Below are 15,447 nucleotides of genomic sequence, written 5' to 3'. Positions count from 1 at the left end.
GTTATTGTTTTCTCATGCCCTCAATATCGGGCGTCTTTCGGCTTCTTGCTGTTTGGCCAATCCTTCACCTTTCCGGCAAAATCCGGTCGTGGCATGTGGGTGAAATATTCCGACACATCGATGGCTTCCTGATCGGTCAAGATGCCGCCCTGACCTATGGGCAGGTTGTGGTTCTGTGCAGGCGGCATCGCATATTTTACGAACTGTGCTGCCTTATAGGTACGGGCGAGTCCCGCGCCGATGTTGAAGCTTTCGTCACCCCAAAGTGGTGGGAAAATGTAATCGCCAGCCATGTCCTTCATGCCCTCTCCGTCTGCGCCGTGGCAGGTCGAACATTGCGCTGCGTAGATCTTTGCTCCGTTGGTGGGATCTGGAACGAGACTGTCATCGATAGGCCCAGCATTTCGGACTGCTACTTTGGTTCCCTTGGTCACGCCTTGCCCGAGCCAGTCCATGTAGGCAACCATCGCGGTCATGTCTGGCCCCTTCGGTGGCAGAGGCTTGCCGTTCATTGAACGTTGGAAGCAGCCATTGATGCGCATGACCAGATCAACTTCTTTGCCAGCACGCGGCATAACAGCAGGATAGAAATTGCTGGTGTTGATGTAAGAGGCGACATTATCCACCTTGCCCTGTCCTATATGGCAGGAACTACAGTTCAATCCATTGCCGACATTATCAGGAAGAAGGCGGGCTGTTTCGTTAAGCAGTCGCTTTCCCTGCATGATGTCAGAAGCATTGGGTTCTTTCAGGATGTCGCGGTCTGGTGGAACAACATAGGTGCCAACCTGCTTCTTGTCTTTGTCCAGCACTGCATAGGTCACGGGTGCCGGCGCGTCCAAGACCGGTCGCAAATGGTTGAAGACGAAGGCGCCGCCTGTTACTGCCACTGCAAATCCCGCACCGAGAACGACAATCGTGGTGGTTTTCATTGCTTGTTCTCCGGAACATAGTGAACAGGTTTATGGGCGATTTCACGCCGCATTCGCGCGATATCCTGCTCTGTTATGACATCGCCATGATTGCCCCAGCCATTTCGGATGAAATTGAGGATTTCAGCCACCTGCCAGTTGGGAAGACTGGCGAAACCCGGCATTGTGAAAGCCATTTTATCCTCAGGGGTTTCAGGCGTTCGGCCACCCGTCAGTGTAACCTGAATGAGCGAGCTTGGATCATCGGCGAATACGATGGAGTTGTCTGCAAGTGCGGGATAAATGCGCGGAGCGCCTTTGCCGTCCATACGGTGGCAGACAGAACATTGCTCGACATAGGACATGGCGCCCGGCGCACTGAAATCACCGGCTTTGAGCGCAGCCGTTGTGACATCTTCCTTTGGCTTCCACTGTCGCTCGCGACCCTCACTGGGTGGCAGTGATTTCAAATAACGCGCGATCGAGCGTAAATCTTCTTCCTCAAGATGCTGGGTTGAGTGTTGAACGACATCAGCCATAGAGCCAAATGCAGCTGTCCGATCTGTACGCCCGGTTTTGAGGAAGGTAACGATCTCGTCTTCGGCCCAAGTCGAAAGGCCTGTATCCTGATCGCGTAAGTTCTTCGCATACCAGCCTTCAAGCACTGACCCGGAAAGGAAGCTGCCTTTTGGATCGTTCTTTACGGCTTTTTCCTCATAGGCCAATCCACGCGGCGTATGACAGGCGCCGCAGTGACCAAGGCCCTCCACAAGATAGGCACCGCGTGCAATGACCGGGTCTGTATCGGCTGCGATTTCGAATGCGCGGGAATTTCCGAAAAGCAGCTGCCAATAAGCAAGTGGCCAGCGCATATTCGTCGGCCACGGCAACGTGCTTGGCTGGTTTTCCTGCTTTACGGCATCGACTTTCGACATGAAGAACGCGTAAAGCGCTTCGATATCGTCATCACTGACCACGGTATAAGAAACGAAAGGCATAGCCGGATAAAGGTGCACGTTATCCTTGCGCACACCCTGTCGCACGGCGCGTTCAAAGTCGCTGTAGCTATAATTGCCAATACCCGTTTCCGTGTCGGGCGTAATGTTGGTGGAGTAAATCGTGCCAAGCGGCGTTTGCATCCCCAAACCGCCAGCAAAGGCCTTGCCGCCGGGAGCCGTATGACAGGCCGCGCAGTCGCCTGCATAGGCTACATATTCTCCTTTGGCGATTAGCTTTTTGTCGCTGACATCAACGGTGTTTTCCCGCACGGGTGTCAGCCAATAGGGTGTCGAAAGCGCAAAGAGCCATGCTGCTGCCAGCGCGCCAGCGCCCGCAACTCCCGCTTTCCAGATCAGTTTCATTTGCCTTAGCCCCCAATAAAATAGGAATAGCCAAGGGTATGCGGAGATTAGACATCAGCAGCATTGATTGGAATCAAATGCTACAAATTATGACGTTAATAGATGTTTATTTCGGCACATGATGAAAGTTGAAATGGTAGCATGCTAATAATTGTTTCAGGACGGAACAGTTTTTCACCGAGATTGGGCGTTGCCCCACCTTCGGGAGACATGCTCTAATCTCTTGGCAGCTGCCTCGAATTCCACTGCGCTTCAGGGATAGCCTTGCCAATAGAATAGCTGAAATCAGTTATCTTCATCGCTTTGCTGTCGACCTGACATTTGAAATCGATCGAATACCACTTCGCCCGACTGCGAAAAGCTCCGTCGTGGATCGTGAAGCTGGTTTCTGAAACAACACCCGCACTGGGAGCAAGCATGTCTGGAAAAGTACCAGGTCTTTGGTGGCGAACCTGTTCCAGCGCCTCGATCCCGCAAATCTGAACGATCCGATCTCGTGGAGGGAGTTTGCCGATCGCTTGTTTTACGCGAGGATCTGAGAGCGTATCCTTTGAATAGATTTGCTGCGCAGAAGTGAGTTTGACCTTCACTTCCGTGGGCTTGTCAGGTGTAACGGTTGGATTTTGCGGCGCTGGAGCAGTCATTTTTGGCACGGCGGGCAGGCCTTCGGTGTCGGTGCTCAATTCAGTGACAGACGGCGCACTATTATCGGGTTTCTGGAGAGTTTTATTCTCCTCTTTCGAAATGGGATTGTGAGTTTCTGTTTTCTGTGGTTCGACCTTATTCATTACCGGTTGAGCGTGGTCTGCGGGGGCTGGCTGTTCTTTTTCCGCCGAAGCAGATTCGAAAGCCTGAGGCGACCGCTTGGTATCCGTATTCGACTTGCCATCTGATGGTGGCGCGTTTGGTTTCGGAGGAACCAGTTCCACATTGACGCTTTGATCCGGAGCCGGGGGCGACAACTCAGGGACACGATAGATCAGCAATAGCGCCAAAGTCAGATGAAGAACGACGGATGCCGGGAATCCCCAGCCTGCTTCTTCCAGTATTTTTTTGGCCAAGTGCTGCATTTGTTAAAAGGGGTGATCTCCACGCGTCGACACTAGAGCATTTCCAGCAAAAGTGCGAAGCGGTTTTGCGCCGGGTAATGCGAAAAAACAAAGAGATAGAGCATAATCCGACCGGAGTGAAACGAGGATCGATAAGATTATGCTTTAAATAATGAGGTTTTAGAGCGCCGAGCTGATTCAATCAGATCAAACGCGCTCTAAGGGCTTGTACCACGGGCAACAAAGGGGGGGCGGGATGGCATCTCGCCAGCGGTCCTTGTGATTGACGCATTTTTGATGAGCCCCGGATACGCTCGGTTGCTGCATATGGCGATATGCAATGTGTCAGAACGAAGGGGCAAAAGACGCCTGTTTGCGGGCATCTGCAATGAATGATTACTGTGGTGTATTGCGTTTGTGTATAAACAATGAGCAATACCAGCGCCAATCTGCAACACTTAAAAAACAATATTTTTAGTCAAGAGAATGTCACTTTCTTATTTTGATTATATTGCGTAGTTGCCTACGCCAGAAGCGGTCAGATGAGCCGCTGTGCACAGTCCGACGATAGACAATACCTGATCATATTCAGGTGTCTCGCCTAACGCGTACAAATGCCCGGCGATGCGCGACCTTTGGTCAGTGAGTATTTAAAATGAGCCACGGTATTGATGGTGCTGGATTGGATAAAATTCCATCCACAAATGATGAAAGTGACGCAAGCGAACGGCATGTGGGTATGCCGCCTCAGGCTTCGAGCACTTCTGCGCCACATCAGCAAATTCTGCTCGGCGCAGACTTTGCGCAGGCAGGCGAACCCGGCGAGCGGCTTGATATCTTTTTTGAAAAACTCGCAGAGAAGTTTGCAGGCTCTGTCGCAGTTATTTCCGATGGGCGGTCCTGGACTTACAAGGAACTTGATGAGCGTGCTAATCAATTCGCGCGGCTGTTGATCGAGCATGGCGTGAAGCCCGGCGATCGCATCGGCCTGTTGCTTGACCGCTCTGCTGAGACTTACATCACCCTTCTGGCGGTGATGAAGGCGGGTGCTGCATATGTGCCGCTCGCTACCGCTTTTCCAGAAGACCGTATGGCACTTATCATTGATGATGCCGGTGTCAAACTTGTGATTTCCCTTCGTGCCTATTCGGCACGCGTGGAACAAATGCCTGTTCCCCATATATTGATCGATGCCTGTTCTGCGGAAATATCTCAGCATTCCAATGCTCGATTGGATATTGCTGCAAGAGCGGCTAACCCTGACGAGATTTGCTACATTCTTTATACGTCGGGTACGACCGGGCGACCAAAAGGCGTTGCCATTCGTCATCAAAGCTTCTGCAACTTTCTGCGTGTGGCAGCCGTTTCATATGGGTACAAACCCAGTGACCGTGTCTATCACGGCATGACGATTGCTTTCGATTTCTCGGCCGAGGAATACTGGGTTCCCTTCGTGGCGGGCGCTACCGTCATCCCCGCGCCTGGTCCCTTGACGCTGGTTGGCGAAGAACTGGCCGATTTTCTGCGCACAAACGACATCAATTGCATGGCGTGCAGCCCGACATTGCTGTCGTCTATTGAAAGTGACGTTCCCAAGTTACGTCTGCTCATGGTTGGCGGCGAGGCATGTCCACTCAATCTGGTGACCCGCTGGACAAAACCCGGGCGCTTGCTTCTGAATACCTATGGTCCGACTGAAGCAACCGTTACCGCCACCATGGGGGTGCTGACGCCTGATAAACCGGTAACAATCGGTGCGCCGTTACCGACTTATTCGATCGTCATTATCGATCCGACAGAAGCAAAGCTGACGGATCCCGATGAGCTCGGTGAAATTGGCATTGCTGGCATTGGTCTTGCGGTGGGCTATCTCAACAGGCAGGACCTTACGGATCAGAAGTTCATTCCAGACTTTATAGGTCTGCCGAATAATCCTTCAAAAAGGATTTACCGTACGGGCGATCTCGGACGTATCAATGCACAAGGCGAAATCGAATATCGTGGTCGTATCGATACGCAGGTGAAAATACGTGGTTATCGTATTGAGCTTGGCGAAATCGAAGCGGTTCTTCTCGACAATCCTTCGGTGGCACAGGCAGCTGTGACAACGTGGGAGATTGAGCCGGGCCGCGTCGAACTCGTTGCCTATTATGCGCCTAAATCCGGAATGCCGCCCATCCAGCGCGCCGACATTGCACGCGAACTCAAACGCCGCCTTCCGTCTTACATGGTCCCGACCTATCTGGAAGAGCTCGACGCAATTCCGATGACGGTTTCCAACAAGGCTGATCTGCGTCAGCTACCAAAGCCAACCAATGTGCGTCTTTCGGCCGAACGCGTCATTATTCCGCCAGCCAATGACGACCAGCGTTTCATGGCTGAAGCCTTGGCGGAAGTGCTGAACCTCGACGAGGTTTCGGTCGAAGATAATTTCTTTGATGACCTTGGCGCCAATTCCTTGCTGATGGCACGCTTCTGTGCACGTCTGCGCACCGTGCAAGGCTGGGAGATGGCGTCAATGCGGGATATTTATCTGCATCCGTCAATCACCGGTCTTGCGAAACACTTACATTTGCCACAGCAATCGGTGGCATCTGTCACTGAACAAAGCCTCACCCATAAGGCATCCAATTTTGCATATTGGACGTGCGGCGCAGCCCAGCTCGCATTTTATGCAATCTACAGCTATGTCGGTTTGCTGTTTTTCGACAAGGGGCTTGACTGGGTCTACCTCAAACTCGATGAGCCTTTGCAGCTTTATTTCCGCTGTGTGGTTTTGGCTGGCGCCAGCTTTTTCGGGATGACGGGTTTTGCGATCCTTGCAAAATGGCTGCTTATTGGTCGCTGGAAAGAAGAACGTTTCCCGATCTGGGGCTTGCGATATTATCGCTTCTGGGTGGTCAAAACGCTGATCCGGACGGCACCTGTGGTGCTTTTCCGCGGCAACCCGCTTTATAGTCTCTATCTGCGGCTGCTTGGAGCGAAGCTCGGTCGCAACACTGCCATCGAATGTCGGGCAATACCGGTATGCACGGATCTGATTTCGATTGGCGAAAATTCAATTTTGCGTCGTGAATCCAATATTCTGGGTTACCGTGCGGAGAGCGGCTACATTCACACCGGGTCGATTACCATCGGAGATGATGCTTTCGTTGGTGTCGGATCCACGTTGGACATTGACACCAAGATTGGCAATGAATCCCAGCTTGGCCACGCTTCTTCGCTTCAACGCGGCCAGACTATTCCTGACGGTGAGCACTGGCATGGATCACCTGCGACGCAGACCGATGCCGACTATTGCAAAGTCCGCAATATCACCTTGTCCAAGACCCGACGCGTTGCTTTTGAAATGGTGCAGCTCATCGGGCTGTTTACGCTCGTCACGCCATTTCCACTGTTGTTCCATAGCTATTGGCAGAATGTCAGTGACGACTATCAGGAAACGATCGGTATTGTCGCCATCGGTACAACGGTAACGCTTGTGGGTGCGATTGTTGTATCGCTGCTGGCGGCTGTATTTGTGCCGCGTATCGTCAGCCTGTTTTTAAAGCCAAACCGAACCTATACGCTTTACGGCTTTCATTACTGGCTTCAGTCGATGGTGGAACTAAGCAGCAATTCGCGTCTGCTTAACCTGTTGTTCGGGGATAGTTCTGCGATCGTGCATTACATCCGGGCGATTGGCTGGAAGCTCAACAAGGTCGTCCAGACCGGTTCAAACTTCGGCACAAACCAACAACAGGAAAATCCGCTTCTGTGTGAAATCGGCACGCAGACGATGGTGTCGGACGGATTGTTCATGATCAACATGCACAAATCGGCTGCGACGTTCCGATTGGAACATACCAAAATCGGTGAACGGAACTATTTTGGTAACAATATTTTCTATCCGCCAGATGGCCGTACGGGTGATAACTGCCTGCTCGGCACCAAGGTAATGGTGCCTATTGATGGGCCGGTGCGTGAGAACGTCGGTTTGCTGGGATCACCATCCTTTGAAATTCCACGCATTGTAAATCGCGATAAGGAACTCATTGCAAATATTGAGGAAGAGGACCGCCTGCGTCGGTTGCGGCGTAAAAACTTCCATAACCTGCGCACGGGATTGATGTTCCTCGCGGCACAATGGTTGATGCTGTTTGCAACGATCGCAATCTGGGATCGTGCCCTTAATTATTACGATGCCTGGACGCATAAGGCGTTGTTTGTTGCAGTTGTCCTGACATCAGCTATCGCTATACCGTTTTATGTCCTCATCGAACGGCTTTCGTTGGGTTTCAAGAGATTGAAGCCGCGGATGACGACGATTTACGATCCAGCTTTCTGGCGTCATGAGCGGCACTGGAAACTATCGGACTCGCCCATTACGCAGCTGTTTGCGGGCACGCCCTTCCGCCCGATGATCCTTCGTATGCTGGGCGTGAAAATCGGTAAGCGCGTCTATGACGGAGGCGCAAACCTGACAGAACGTTCGCTTGTCGAGATTGGCGATGATGCCACCCTCAATGAAGGATCAGTTATTCAGCCGCATTCGCTGGAAGAGGGCGCTTTCAAGTCCGACTTCATTCGCATCGGCAGCGGTTGTACACTCGGACCTGCAGCATTCGTTCATTATGGTGTGGTCATGGGGGAAGGCTCGATTGTCGATGTGGATTCGTTCGTGATGAAGGGTGAAGTACTCGAGCCATATTCTGTCTGGCGCGGGAATCCGGCAAAGCTCAATCGTTTTGTGGTTCCAGTTGATGAAAATGGTATCGTACTTGTAGACGTCATGCATGCGGGGAAACTTCATCGCGGCGGAACCGTAGCGTTGGATGCAAAGAAAGGCCTCGCTTGAAGACGCTTCCTCCTGAAACGATCAAGGTCGAACTTCTGCCTGTGACTGGGGAACTCCGGTCGCAGGTGGAGGCGTTGGAACTTGCCTCTGATCAAACGAATTTGGTCGCAAGTAACACGGATTCGCTGCTTGAAGCCGATGAGGACGCGAATGCCAGGCCGCGAGCGGTTTTCGCTGCTGGAACACTTGTCGGCTTTCTCATGTATGATGCCACCAGTGAAGCCGGGATAGCCCAGCTTTACCGCTTCATGATCGACAGGTCTTTTCAGGGACGGGGCTATGGTAAGGCGGCGTTGCAGGCAGTGCTTGCAGAGATCAGAATGCTTGATCGGGTCCGCCAGATTTCCATCTGCTATGAACCGGAAAATTTAGCTGCCCAACAACTTTATGCGAAAGCAGGGTTTGTGGAAGATGGACTTGATGAAGACGGTGAGATGATCGCACATCTTACCCTCGAAGGGTAATCTGACCTATGTCGTGCTCTTCTGTTGATGGCTGGAGTTTGCCTCGTGCGGATGGGGCATTAGCGGAAGCGTTGGCGGCTGTTGTGCCACACGGAATATCGACCGGCTGTCGCACTATTCAAAGCGGAGACGAAACCCTCCTTCTTGCAGAGGAAAGGCAATCAATTCAGACCAGCTATCTCAAGCGGCTCAAAGCAAGCGGCGCGGTTCGCTATATTGCGCGCGGGTTGCTTGGGGAGCGGGACATAAACGAATTCCGGATTTTGCGTGCGCTCACTGGAGAGCCCATTTGGCCCGAGGGTATTGTCGGATCGCTCGCCCATGATGATGAAGTTGCTGTTGCTGCCGTGGGAAACGCGGTAGATTTCCAAGGGCTGGGCATTGATGTCGAACCTGCAACCCCTCTTCCTGTAGATATTCAATCTCTTGTAAGGATTCCCACAGACAAGACAGGAAATGAACATGCCTCAGGCATCTCTGATCGTGTCCTTTTTTGTGCGAAGGAGGCCGTCTATAAAGCTGTCTATCCGCTTGATCGGGTGATTTTGAACTACGACGACATCAGTGTTGATCTAACAACACATCAAGCAACAACAACGACGGGCAGACGGGCGCAGCTCGTCTTTTGCACGTTGCCCAGAATCATTGTCCTGGCGTTCATTCCAAACGCGTCGCTGAAAGTCGGCGGCTCTCTCTGACGTCAATGCGGTTTTTGCGACGGAGCCTGTGCGACCGCCTCAAGCCCCCCAATAGCGAAACGGTAGAGATGTTCGACAAGATCTTCACGCGACATGCGATGGATCTCATCTGCGAAGGGGGTGACGCGTGGTCCGATGACGAGAAGCACTGCGCAGGGAGCCATGACGCTGACCAGACAGCGAAGCAGGGCAGGATCTCCCGCAGGGACTGCGGTAATTTCGCTGAGGATTGATAAAACGAAAGGCAGCTTCTCCGGAATGACCGTTTTCTGGAGTGACTGTAAATGGGATGTTGGAGAGAGAATCTCACGACTGAGGACCGTAGCGTGCCAACCTTGGTCGACGAGTGCACTCGCCACCAGACCTTCGATCAGTTTTCTCAGCTTCTCGTGGGCCGATAGATTGGTTAAAGCGAGTTGTTCAAGACTGTCGACGCTCACAAGCCGATGATGCGCTTCCATCAGTACGGCCTGATAAAGTCCGTCGCGGCTTTTAAAATGATAGTTGATCGAAGCCAGATCCACCTCTGCACGCGCTGCGATCATCTTGTTCGTTGTTTCGGCGAAGCCGGACGACGCGAACAGTTCGCCGGCTACCTCCAGGATGCGGTTGTAGGTCACGCCGCCATCGGCGCGTTGCGTGCGTTGTCTTTTTCTCATAACGTCAACTCGATCATTGAGGTCGTTCAGTTTTCTTCTAGAGCATTTCCTGTTTTGATTGAATCATTGGAAATGCTCTATCTCTTTGTTTTTTCGCATTATCCGACACAAAACCGCTTCGCACTTTTGCTGGAAATGCTCTAGTGTTGCGGCCGTTCCGTTATTGCGATCCGGCAATAATTCTGGCTGTTCCTTCAAACGGCAATGACAGGATGCGCCCGGTGGTGTCGAGCAAAAAAACGCCGGCTTGTCGAGCGCCGCCAACCGATCCATCTCTTTGTGCGGCTGCGGCATAGCGTGATGCGAACACGACGAAACGATCATGATTGAAGACGTCGCCGGCGGGTAAGGTCGAGATATCGATGATCTGCGCACCGCTCTGGTGAGCGATCTCCTGTATTTGCGGGTCATCACCGCTGGCCAGACCAAGGCGCGGTTTACCGCCGGCCAACCGGCTCGACACTGCAAGAGCCCGGTCGTCCTTCGAAATCAGCACGGTCAGCGGCGGCGACAACCGGCCGACAACAGCCGCCTGCCTGCGGAAGACATCGATGTCGATGTCAGGTGAAGCCAGCCCAACCTGAAGGCGGGCGATAACGTCATCGCGACCTTCCAGACGAAGCTGCCGAAGCGCCTCCATCACCAGCCATCCGCCCATGCTGTGACCGACAACGGCGATTCGGCCGCTCGGACGCGACCGACTCAGCATGATCAGCAGGCGAACGAGATCGTCGCGTGCATAGGTCGTCGCATCCCGATCAGCGACATAGCCACGGAAATCGGCCATCGAAGGCCATGAGAAGAGGACGGGTACAACCCGCGCGTCGGTGCTCAACTGAGCGAGCCTGAACACCGCTTCCTGATAGCTGGTGTTGTAGCCGTGGACGAACACGGCGATCATCTCATCGGCTTTACGCATGCGGTCGATAGACTGTTCGAAGGACGCTTTATCGAGCTGTCGCCGCCCCGTCGTGATAAAATCTTTTGACGGATCACTCTCGCGAGAAAGGGCCGTGGCATCTTCCTTGCCACGAGTCGCCATCCCAACCGGCTGCATCGTAAACTGTTCATAGGTGAGGTTTCCGCGCCCATCACCGAGGACAGATGGCTTCGCCTCTGTCGGAGATCGGTCGGTTGCGGCAAAAATTATAATGCTTTTGATCCCCTGTGGATTGCTTGCGACAGGATCGAGTGTCTGAGGACCAGGCCGAGCAGCGCATCCGGCGAGTGCCATCATAAGGAACAGGATCGTCCATTTGCGACAGGATTTGCTGGAACGCGGGGTAAAGACGCGCCACGGCATATTGCCTCTTTTATACGACATATTTTCTTTTATTTGCCGACACGCAGATATCAATGATCCAGTTCCTTACACCAAAGTTCATTGAGTGAAACTCATTGGACTTTGGTTAAGCCCGAGTGGCGCTTGAACTTTGTCAAGGCGTGATGCGTCAGCATCTTGGCGCCTTGGTATTACACAGAGGACTCGACAATAGCCCTTCAAATTGCTAAATTCAATTTAAATTTAATAATCGCCCGGGTTAATGCGCTGGGCGCACATGTCCCGAGAGCCTGTCCGAATGAAGAAAATCCTGATCCCCCTCCTGTTGATTGCTATTATTGCCGCTGGCTGGTTCTGGTGGAGCCAGCGCAATGCCGGTGAGGCCGGTGAACTGGCGCTGCATGGTAATGTCGACATCCGACAGGTGTCACTTGCCTTCGACGGCAGTGGTCGGGTCGCCGAATTACGTGCCGAAGAGGGCGACAGCGTCAAGGCCGGACAGGTCATAGGCCTGTTGGATACAAGCACGCTGGAGCTGCAAGCACGACAGGCTGAGGCGCAGGTTGATGTGCAGAAGCAGGCGCTGCTGAAGCTTCGCAATGGCTCGCGACCGGAGGAAATCACACAGGCGAAAGCCCAGCTTGCTTCAGCGGAAGCATCGGCCGCTCTGGCGGAGCAGAGCCTTTCTCGCGTTACCCGTCTTCGCAGCAGTGGCACGTCCAGCGTACAGGCTGTCGATCAGGCGCAATCCGAAGCAGCCGCCGCACAAGCCCAGGTGGAACAACTACGCGCTGCCTTGCAGCTTGCGGAAGTGGGAGCGCGTGCGGAGGATATCGCCAGTGCCGAGGCGCAACTTGCTGCATCGGAAGCCAATCTCGCCCTGTTACGTCACCAAATCAATCAGGGTCAGCTTAAGGCTCCTGTGGATGCTGTCGTGCGTTCCCGACTGCGCGAGCCGGGTGACATGGTCACGTCATCGTCGGCCATTTTCGCGCTGGCATTGACAGAGCCCAAATGGATCCGTGTCTACGTAAGCGAACCGGACCTCGGCAAGATCAGGCCCGGCATGGCGGCGCAGATCGTCACTGACAGTCATCCTGACCAGCCCATCGTCGGCAAGGTGGGCTACATCTCCTCGGTGGCTGAATTCACGCCGAAATCGGTGCAGACGGAAGAGCTGCGGACCAGCCTCGTCTACGAAGTCCGTGTCGTCGTTGAGGATGCTGGTGACGTGCTTCGCCTCGGCCAGCCTGTCACCGTCCACCTCTCAGCCGGAACAGCGCAATGAATGTTGCCGAAGCGACAGTCGTCGCCAAAGATTTGCGCAAGTCTTTCGAAGGCCCCGATGGTAACAGCTTTGCGGCCGTCGACGACATCTCGATCACGATGCGCGCTGGCGAACTGACCGCGCTTGTCGGACCTGATGGCGCGGGCAAGACAACACTGATGCGCATGATCGCCGGATTGCTGAAGCCGAATGCCGGTTCGCTTTCCGTGCTCGGCATCGACGTTGCCGCTGATCCGCAATCGGTGCAGGACCGCATCAGCTACATGCCGCAGCGCTTCGGTCTCTACGATGATCTGAGCGTGCAGGAAAATCTTGACCTCTATGCCGACCTGCATGGTGTTCCGCAGGAGGAACGCAAGGAGCGCTTTACCCGTATGCTGGAGATGACCGATATGGCGCGTTTCACTGAACGTCCTGCCGGGAAGCTGTCGGGCGGCATGAAGCAGAAGCTGGGGCTTGCCTGCACGCTGGTCCGTTCTCCTGATCTGTTGCTTCTGGATGAGCCAAGCGTCGGCGTTGATCCTCTGTCGCGGCGCGACTTGTGGAAAATCGTTCAGCAACTCGTCGATGATGAAAAGCTTAGTGTGATCATCAGTACGGCTTATATGGACGAGGCCGAGCGCTGTGCGCAGGTCTTCGTTATGAACAAGGGCAAACTGCTGGCGGAAGGCCCGCCTGCCAGCCTGCAAAGTCGGGCCAGGGGCTTGACCTTCACTGCCGTTCCACTTGATGGAATGCCGGCGCGCGAGCTTCAGGCCCGGTTGATCGACGCACCCGGCCTTATCATCGATGCCGTGCCAAAGGGCGGTAATGTCAGTTTCATCCGCCAAAAAGAGGCCGATGAGGCACGGCTCAAGGAGCTTTTGCACGACGCTTCTGTTGAGCAGCGCGAGGAAGAGCTGGAAGACGCGTTCATGATGATGTTGCGCCAGCACGAACATGAAGAGGGTGAGGCAGCAGTGAAGTCAGTAACCGAAGCCGTCACAGAGAAGCATCGGCAGCGCGACGGGGACAAGCCTGTCATTATCGTGCGCGATCTCGTGCGCAAGTTCGGCGATTTCACTGCCGTGGCCAGTACCTCCTTTGATGTTACCCAAGGCGAGATCTTCGGACTGCTCGGCCCCAATGGAGCGGGCAAGACGACAACCTTCCGCATGCTGTGTGGGCTCTTGCCAGCCACGAGCGGCCATCTGGAGGTGGCGGGACTCAATCTGCGCACCGCTCGCGCCGAAGCGCGTGGCCGTATCGGTTATGTGTCTCAGAAATTCGCACTCTACGGTAACCTCTCCGTTCGGGAGAACCTTGAGTTTTTTGGTGGAGCCTATGGTTTGTTGGGCAAGGCACTGCGTAGTCGCATCGCCGCCTCACTGGAACAGTTCGATCTGGATCCCGCCGCACAGAGCGGCATCCTTCCGGCGGGCTACAAACAGCGGCTTGCCATGGCGACCGGGCTCCTGCATGAGCCGGATATTCTCTTCCTCGACGAGCCGACGAGCGGCATTGACCCGCTCGCCCGCCGCGCTTTCTGGCGCACCATTACCTCGCTTGCCAAAGGCGGTGTAACGATCATCATCACAACCCACTTCATGGAAGAAGCCGAATATTGCGACCGCATCGCTATCCAGGACGCGGGCGAGATGCTGGCGCTTGGCACGCCGAGAGAGGTCAGGAAACAGGCCGGAGATGAAAAGGCGGATATGAATAGCGCCTTTATCGCCATCGTCGAACAGGGCCGCGCTGCACGCGACCAGAAGCAGGCTGCCGCATGAGCGCTTCCGGCTTCATTCCCCGTCTCATCGCGCTGACGCGCAAGGAAACCCGGCAGATGCTGCGTGATCGCAGCAATCTGGTCGTTGGGTTGCTTCTGCCAGTGGTCCTCGTCCTGCTATTTGGCTATGGCCTTTCCTTCGACGTGAAAAACGCCCGCGTGACAGTTGTGCTGGAAGACAGCTCTCCGACAGCGCGCAACATTGTGGCGGGACTGCGAGGTTCTCCTTATCTGGCGCCAACCTGGACAACCTCGATGGCCGAGGCCGAGAAAATGATCCGCGCTGGCGAGACTGACGCCATCCTGCGCGTGCCGGGTGATTTCTCCCGAAATCTTGCCGCTGGCGAAGGACAGTTGCAGCTTCTGCTCAACGGCGTCGATTCCAGCACTGCTTCAGCCATCGAGGGCTATGTCGGCGGTGCTCTCGCTGTTCCGATACAGCAGCAGGCCGACCGCGCCGGCAATAAGTCTGCCAGCACTGCCAGCATCACCATCGTGCAGCGCATGTGGTTCAATGAGGCCGGAGAGAGCACCTGGTATTTGGTGCCGGGATTGATCGTGCTGGTCATGACGCTGATCGGCGCATTTCTCACTTCGCTGCTCGTCGCGCGCGAGTGGGAGCGCGGCACGCTGGAATCGCTCTTCGTCACGCCAGTCAGGCCGCTGGAGCTCGTGCTGTCGAAGCTCGCACCCTATATCGTCATTGGCGGCATCGATCTCATCATGTGCCTGCTCGCCGCGAAATATCTCTTCCAGGTGCCGATGCGCGGCTCGCTCTGGGTCATCGTCATCTCGTCGCTTCTGTACCTGCTGGTATCGCTGGCATTGGGCCTCTACATCTCGGCGGTCACCCGCAACCAGTTCGCCGCCAGCCAGATGGCACTGCTGGCAAGTTTTATGCCCGCCATGATGCTGTCGGGCTTTGTCTTCGACCTGCGCAACATGCCAGTGGTTATCCAGGTCATCAGTCAGCTCCTGCCGGCGACCCACTTCATGGGACTGATCAAAACACTGTTCATGGCCGGTGACTATTGGCCGGACATCCTGAAAAGCTGCGCCATCCTAGCGCTCTACGCAATTGTGCTGATCGTGCTGACGCGCCGATCACTCGCCAAGAACCTGGACTGACA

At 54.5% G+C, this 15,447-nt stretch carries 11 protein-coding genes; 6 read left to right on the top strand and 5 right to left on the bottom strand.

Annotated elements, in window-relative coordinates:
• Positions 1-20 precede the first annotated feature (20 nt).
• The 3 genes from CEV33_RS04795 to CEV33_RS04785 all read right to left on the bottom strand — a co-directional run bounded on the left by CEV33_RS04795 (position 21) and on the right by CEV33_RS04785 (position 3,333).
• The gene (locus tag CEV33_RS04795; RefSeq protein ID WP_094539339.1) at positions 21-932 is read right to left on the bottom strand and encodes a c-type cytochrome; all 912 of its coding nucleotides are present in this window, start codon (positions 930-932) and stop codon (positions 21-23) included.
• Positions 929-2,272, bottom strand: a complete 1,344-nt coding sequence (locus CEV33_RS04790; protein ID WP_094539337.1) for a c-type cytochrome — start codon at positions 2,270-2,272, stop codon at positions 929-931. Before CEV33_RS04790 ends, CEV33_RS04795 begins: the two co-directional genes overlap by 4 nt.
• Before the next feature lie 215 nt (positions 2,273-2,487).
• The gene (locus CEV33_RS04785; RefSeq protein ID WP_374817501.1) at positions 2,488-3,333 is read right to left on the bottom strand and encodes a DUF930 domain-containing protein; all 846 of its coding nucleotides are present in this window, start codon (positions 3,331-3,333) and stop codon (positions 2,488-2,490) included.
• A gap of 727 nt (positions 3,334-4,060) precedes the next feature.
• Here CEV33_RS04785 and CEV33_RS04780 point away from each other — a divergent pair.
• From CEV33_RS04780 to CEV33_RS04770, 3 genes are read left to right on the top strand one after another with little or no spacing between them, the layout of a single operon-like run.
• Positions 4,061-8,158, top strand: coding sequence for a Pls/PosA family non-ribosomal peptide synthetase (locus tag CEV33_RS04780; protein ID WP_094539539.1), 4,098 nt, complete (start codon positions 4,061-4,063; stop codon positions 8,156-8,158).
• Positions 8,155-8,622, top strand: coding sequence for a GNAT family N-acetyltransferase (locus tag CEV33_RS04775; RefSeq protein WP_235818364.1), 468 nt, complete (start codon positions 8,155-8,157; stop codon positions 8,620-8,622). The genes CEV33_RS04780 and CEV33_RS04775 overlap by 4 nt, the downstream gene beginning before the upstream one ends.
• An 8-nt stretch (positions 8,623-8,630) precedes the next feature.
• The gene (locus CEV33_RS04770) at positions 8,631-9,320 is read left to right on the top strand and encodes a 4'-phosphopantetheinyl transferase family protein (RefSeq protein WP_094539334.1); all 690 of its coding nucleotides are present in this window, start codon (positions 8,631-8,633) and stop codon (positions 9,318-9,320) included.
• 2 nt (positions 9,321-9,322) lie between these two features.
• Here CEV33_RS04770 and CEV33_RS04765 read toward each other — a convergent pair whose 3' ends face one another.
• The gene (locus CEV33_RS04765; protein ID WP_094539332.1) at positions 9,323-9,979 is read right to left on the bottom strand and encodes a TetR/AcrR family transcriptional regulator; all 657 of its coding nucleotides are present in this window, start codon (positions 9,977-9,979) and stop codon (positions 9,323-9,325) included.
• A 160-nt stretch (positions 9,980-10,139) separates the two neighbouring features.
• Positions 10,140-11,282 carry an alpha/beta hydrolase gene (locus CEV33_RS04760; RefSeq protein WP_167388125.1) on the bottom strand — a complete coding sequence of 381 codons (1,143 nt, stop codon included), beginning with the start codon at positions 11,280-11,282 and terminating at the stop codon, positions 10,140-10,142.
• Between the two features lie 277 nt (positions 11,283-11,559).
• Here CEV33_RS04760 and CEV33_RS04755 point away from each other — a divergent pair, with 277 nt between their 5' ends.
• The 3 genes from CEV33_RS04755 to CEV33_RS04745 are packed head-to-tail and all read left to right on the top strand — an operon-like array spanning position 11,560 to position 15,445.
• On the top strand, positions 11,560-12,549 hold the full coding sequence (locus tag CEV33_RS04755) for an HlyD family efflux transporter periplasmic adaptor subunit (protein ID WP_094539328.1): 990 nt from the start codon (positions 11,560-11,562) through the stop codon (positions 12,547-12,549).
• Entirely contained in the window at positions 12,546-14,318 is a 1,773-nt protein-coding gene (locus CEV33_RS04750) for an ATP-binding cassette domain-containing protein (protein WP_094539326.1), read from the top strand. The genes CEV33_RS04755 and CEV33_RS04750 overlap by 4 nt, the downstream gene beginning before the upstream one ends.
• A complete protein-coding gene (locus CEV33_RS04745; RefSeq protein WP_094539324.1) occupies positions 14,315-15,445 on the top strand; it encodes an ABC transporter permease in 1,131 nt (376 codons plus the stop codon). The genes CEV33_RS04750 and CEV33_RS04745 overlap by 4 nt, the downstream gene beginning before the upstream one ends.
• Positions 15,446-15,447 lie beyond the last annotated feature (2 nt).

The sequence above is a fragment of the Brucella grignonensis genome, from assembly GCF_002252505.1.
Taxonomy (GTDB): Bacteria; Pseudomonadota; Alphaproteobacteria; order Rhizobiales; family Rhizobiaceae; genus Brucella; species Brucella grignonensis.
Note: the sequence above shows the minus strand (reverse complement) of the source record. Positions and strands in the feature narration are given on the sequence as shown.